Source organism: Nonomuraea deserti (assembly GCF_004348685.1).
Classification (GTDB): domain Bacteria; phylum Actinomycetota; class Actinomycetes; order Streptosporangiales; family Streptosporangiaceae; genus Nonomuraea; species Nonomuraea deserti.
Window position 1 is genome coordinate 1 of the sequence record NZ_SMKO01000336.1, and the last position, 4,961, is coordinate 4,961.

At 71.4% G+C, this 4,961-nt stretch carries 4 protein-coding genes and 1 pseudogene; 2 read left to right on the forward strand and 3 right to left on the reverse strand.

The window, feature by feature from the left end; genetic code table 11:
• A pseudogene (locus E1292_RS49375) lies at positions 1–575 on the reverse strand (hypothetical protein); the annotation flags it as partial.
• A gap of 187 nt (positions 576–762) precedes the next feature.
• Between E1292_RS49375 and E1292_RS49380 the strand changes: the two are divergent.
• Together E1292_RS49380 and E1292_RS49390 are read left to right on the forward strand one after the other, a co-directional pair.
• Positions 763–2,241 carry an Nramp family divalent metal transporter gene (locus E1292_RS49380; protein ID WP_132606719.1) on the forward strand — a complete coding sequence of 493 codons (1,479 nt, stop codon included), beginning with the start codon at positions 763–765 and terminating at the stop codon, positions 2,239–2,241.
• Positions 2,242–2,348: 107 nt separating this feature from the next.
• On the forward strand, positions 2,349–2,921 hold the full coding sequence (locus E1292_RS49390; RefSeq protein WP_165975165.1) for a hypothetical protein: 573 nt from the start codon (positions 2,349–2,351) through the stop codon (positions 2,919–2,921).
• A gap of 46 nt (positions 2,922–2,967) precedes the next feature.
• Here the strand turns inward: E1292_RS49390 and E1292_RS49395 are convergent, their stop codons facing one another.
• Together E1292_RS49395 and E1292_RS52065 are read right to left on the reverse strand one after the other, a co-directional pair.
• Positions 2,968–3,924: an ArsR/SmtB family transcription factor gene (locus tag E1292_RS49395; protein ID WP_132606722.1), complete on the reverse strand. Its 957-nt coding sequence runs from the start codon at positions 3,922–3,924 to the stop codon at positions 2,968–2,970.
• A gap of 176 nt (positions 3,925–4,100) precedes the next feature.
• The coding region (locus tag E1292_RS52065) for an MFS transporter (RefSeq protein WP_165975166.1) at positions 4,101–4,961 on the reverse strand (861 nt) is incomplete at its 5' end.

Sequence of the window (4,961 nt, forward strand, 5' to 3'; positions counted from 1 at the left end):
GAGGTGATGATGCGCCGGGGAACGAGCGCGTCGTCCGCGTAGGCGGCCACCAGGCCCGGCTGCCCGCCCATCGATCCGTACGCCCACGCCTGGTCGCGGGAGATCGCCCCCAGCGCGGTGACCTGCGCTCCGGGCAGGGGGAACGGGTGCCGGCGCCCGCCGTCCCACCTCTGCAGTCCCGCGAAGCGGGTCTCCACCACGCCGGCGGACGCCCGTTGCGTGGAGTGGGCCGCCCACACGGCCCCGTCCCGGCCCACTGCGAGATCGTCCAGCGCGCCGGGGTGCTCGTCGCGCCAGAGCATCCGCCAGCCGCGCGCGGCGGCGGGCTCGGGTCTGAGGTCGTCGGCCGAGGGTAGGGGCTGGGGGCAGCGGGCCGGGACCGCGGGGATCGGCGGCAGCGGCGCGCCGGGTCGCGGCCGGGGGGTGATCGCGCCGCCGGAGGAAGCACCGGCCGTGCCGGGCGGCGCGGTGGGCGCGGGTCCCGCGCAAGCGCACCCGGCGAGCAGCACCGCCAGCCCGATGATCGGCAACCGCACATCCCTGCCGATCGCCACGAGCCGTGCGGATCGTCGCACCAGATTTCACCCTCTCAACGAGGCCCACTGATGAACCGAAGGATAGGCCCGGCGCACCGCCCGACGCGCCCGATGGATCGATCAGGCCGGGAAAGGCCCGCGCACCGGGACACGAGCGCTCCGTACGCACGATTGGGTCTTGCTGCGGACGTGGTTCGGGATCACTGTGAACGCAGGAGGCAGTGACATGTCGCACCCACTCGGAGTCAGCCGTCCGGATCTCGAAGTCACCGACCTGCCCACGCCTGAGGAGGTCTTCAAGGTCTCCAAGATCGGCCCCAAGGAACTCTTCAAGTACGCCGTCGGCCCGAGTCTGATCGCTCTCGGCATCTCGATCGGCAGCGGCGAGTGGCTGCTCGGACCCCTGAGCGTGGGCCAGTACGGCTTCATCGGCGTCGGCTGGGTGATCCTGGTCTCGGCGCTGCTGCAGACGTTCTACAACGTCGAATGCTCCCGGTACGTCCTCGCGACGGGTGAGACGCCGGTCGTCGGCTGGGGGCGGGTGCCGCCGGGCTGGCCGCTCTGGGTGCCGCTCTCGGTCGTGATCGTGATCTTCGCGTTCATCGCGGGCGGCTGGGCCTCGTCGGCGGGAAACGGCGTCTACGCGCTGATCCACGGCGCGCCGCCCGCCGCCTCGGACCTGGAGCCGCGCTGGTGGGCCGTCGCGCTGCTGGTGCTGGTGTTCGTCATCACCGCGCTGGCCCGCCGGATCAGCCGCGTGCTGGAGCTGGCGAACTGGATCATGGTCGGCTCCATCCTGCTCGCCCTGCTGGCCGTGGACCTGCTCGTGGTGCCGTTCAGCCAGTGGTGGGAGGGCATTCTCGGCTTCATCACCCCGGCCGCGCCGCCAGCGGGCATCACCGCCACGCAACTCGGCGGCCTGGCGGGGTTCACCGCGCTGGCCTCGGGCCTCAACTGGTACGTCATGGGCCACTACCGTGACAAGGGCTACGGCATGGGCTACCGCGTCGGCTTCATCTCCGGCCTGCGCGGCGAGCGGCGCGAGATCCTGGCCAGCGGCGTCACGTTTCCCGACGACGATCGCAACCGGGGACTGTGGCGCAGGTGGTACCGGCTGCTGATGGTCGACATGTGGGGCGTGTTCTTCGTCGGCGCCATCCTCGGCATGCTGCTGCCCACGATCCTCATGTCGCACGCCGTCTCGATGTCGGGCGAGAAGCCGACGCGGGAGAACATCCCGACGTTCGTGGCCTCCGTGCTGGGCGCGGAGTACGGGCAGGCGGTGTTCTTCATCGGGCTTCTGCTGGGCGTGCTGGTGCTGTTCTCGACGCAGCTCGGGATCTTCGAGGCGATGGTCCGGGTCACGACGGACGCCGCCAACGCCACGAGCCCGCGCCTGCGCGCCCTCATCCAGGGCGACCCGCGGCGCTTCTACTACCCGTTCATGATCGTGTTGCTGATCGTCATCTCGATCATCATCTTCCAGTCGCTCCCGGTGGCCCTGGTGGAGTGGTCGGCCAACATGTCGAACCTGGGCGCGCTGCTCTATCCGTTCCTGTTGATGTATCTGAACAGCAAGCTGCCGCGCCCGGCCCGCCCGCGGCCGTGGCACTATGTCATCCTCGTGCTGAACTTCCTGTTCTTCGGGTTCTTCTTCGTCAACTTCATCGCCGACTTCGTCGGGGATCCGCTGGTGACGTTCTAGCCGCCCCGGAACGCGCACACTTCTACGTTCGCCGAAATGATCGGGTTCCCTCCGGGGCCCCTGCTAGCTTGACGCTCACTCGTCAGCGCATCGGAGGGAACCCTTTCATGGCATCGTCGTTCGGCCGCCTGACCCGTCCCGCCTGCCTCGGGCTGGCGGTGACGCTCGGCGCCACGCTCTCCCTCGGCGTCGCCACGCATGCCTCCGCCACCGCGGAGACGTCCGCCACGAACACCGCGGAGAAGCGCGCGAAGCTCTACGAGCTGGTGACGAAGGACGGCGGGTTCTTCTACACGTCGAGCGCGTCGGAGCGGGACGCCGCGGTCGGCAAGCACGGCTGGAAGGTCACACGGACGCCGCTCTACCACCTCTCGCGGGCGCCGTTCCGCGGCGGCAAGCCACTCTACCGGCTGCGCTGGACGAAGAAGGCGTCGTACATCGTCACGGCCTCCGTGGCCGAGCGGGAGCGCCTGGTGACCTCGGGCAGGTTCCGTTACGACGGCGTGCTGGGCTACGCGCCCGCCTCGGCCGGAGCCGGTGGCGAGGTGAAGGTGTTCCGCCTGAGCGGCGAGAACAGGTGGCGCCTCGCGATCGCGTCGCACACCCGCAAGATCCTGGCGAACGAGCCGGGCTGGAAGCTCGACGGCCCGCTCCTCTACCAGTTCCGCCAGGCGGGGTGACGCACGCGGGCCGAGGGGCGCGCCGGGCTCCGGCGCGCCCCTTTCCTCAGCGGCGGAACATCTCCAGCAGTTCCTCGGCGCGCGGGGTGCGGGCGATCCACACCTCGCGGCCGCGCCGCTCCCTGCTGATGAGCTGGGCGGCGATGAGCCGGTCGCAGTGGTACGTGATGCTGCTGGGCGCCACCTGCATGTCGCCGGCCAGCATGCTCATGGTCATGGGCTGCCCGATCGCGCGGAGCAGGTCCGCGCGGACCGGTCCCATCAGCGCCGACAACTCGCCGTGCGCCGTTCCCGCGGGCCGGTGCCAGAGCTGGGCGGCTCCGGGCACCGGGTAGGCGATCCACACCGCGTCCTCGTTGTCCAGGCTGACGATGACCGCGTCCTTGCCGGCCAGCATGGGCACCAGGACGATCTTCCTGTCGCCGAGCTCGTACGTGCTGGACTCGACGTCGGCGATGAGCAGCCCGCGCTCGCCGTACGTGATGCGGTGGTTGAGCGCGCCGAGCAGCAGCTCGGGGCCGCCGCGGACGGAGGCGACGCCGACCCTCCGGATCTCCCTGTCCAGCAGGGGGCGGGCGCGGCGCCACAGCGGTGCTGTGGTGTCCCAGACGTCGGCGAGGGCGCCGGCGTAGCCGTGCAGCCAGCGGTCCGGCCGCTCGGCCGCGGAACGCCAGTGGGCCGGCAGCGGCCTGTCGCCGAACGCCTGGTCCAGGTCCTTGATCAGGGCGTCGCGCGGGAGGTCGCGCAGGGTGTCGATCTGGTCCTGCACCGAGACGTCACCGCCGGTCGGCGTGCGGGGCACGAGGCTGTCGGGGACCACCGAGTAGCCGGGGGCGGCGAGCGGCCGCACGGCCTGGTGCCCCTGCGGCCGGACGCGCGACCTGATCGCCTTGCGCCAGAGCTCCGGCAGGCCGCGGCGGCGTCCGGCGAGCGCGTCGGAGATCATCGCCAGGGCGGTGAGGTGCGGGGAGATCGAGATGGACAGCTGGGGCGTGGAGGTCATGTGCAGTTCGCTCCACACAGCGGTGCTGGTTACGTCGGACTCCTTGAAGTCGGGGAACTCGATCAGGTGCGCATCAACCTATTCCGGCCGCTTTCTCCTGACTTACAGTCCGGTTACACGTTGAGGCGGCAGGTCAGCGCACGCGCGGGAGGCGGGCGTACCGGCCGGGCCTTCGGTCACGTGGCCGCGTGCTCGGCTTCCGGAGCGGGAGCGGTGGAGCCGATCGGCGGGACCCGGCGCAGCGACGTGACCGCGAGCACCGCGGCCGCCAGCATGATCACGGCACTCGCGGCCCCGGCGGCGGCCAGCCCGTCGGAGAACGCGCTCCTGGCCGTCGCGAGCAGCTCGGCGGCGATCCCCGCGGGCTGCCCGGCGGCGGCTCCGACGGCTCCGCCGAGGGTGTCGCGGGCCGCGTCCGCGGCCGCTTCGGGCGTCCCTTCCGGTACGGACAGGCTCCCCCGGTAGACGATCGTGGCGAGGCTGCCGAGCACGGCGAGCCCGAGCGCGGCGGAGAACTCCTGCCCGGTCTCGGAGAGCGCCGAGGCAGAACCGGACCGCTCCGGCGGGGCGGCGCCGACCACCATGTCGATGCCGAGCACCATCAGCGGGGAGCTGCCGGCGAAGAACATCGACTGCCCGATCACCACGTACGCCAGCCCGCCGGCGCTCCCCGCCTGGGTGAACAGCAGCATGCCGAGCACGCCGACCGCCAGCCCGCCCGCGATGACGTAGGCCGGGCGGAACCGGCGGGCCAGCACCGGGGTGACGGCGAAGCCGACGATCACCGTGGCGCTCATCGGCAACATCCAGAGCCCGGCCTCGAGCGGGGACAGCTCCTCGACGAGCTGCAGGTACTGGCCGGCGAGCAGGCTCAGCCCGGGGCCGATCATGGTGACCAGCATGAGCGTGCCGAGGGAGGCACTGAACTTGCGGTCGCCGAATCCACTCTGGGTAAGATCGCCGAGGAGTGCGGGCTCGACCCCGCGCCCCACGAGCGCGAGGCGGCCGCGGTCACCGCCGCCATGGTCGAGCACCTC

Coding starts and splice junctions, on each gene's coding strand:
- E1292_RS49395 (WP_132606722.1), bottom strand. CDS start 3,924: ATGACCTCCACGCCCCAGCTGTCCATCTCGATCTCCCCGCACCTCACC.
- E1292_RS49380 (WP_132606719.1), top strand. CDS start 763: ATGTCGCACCCACTCGGAGTCAGCCGTCCGGATCTCGAAGTCACCGAC.
- E1292_RS49390 (WP_165975165.1), top strand. CDS start 2,349: ATGGCATCGTCGTTCGGCCGCCTGACCCGTCCCGCCTGCCTCGGGCTG.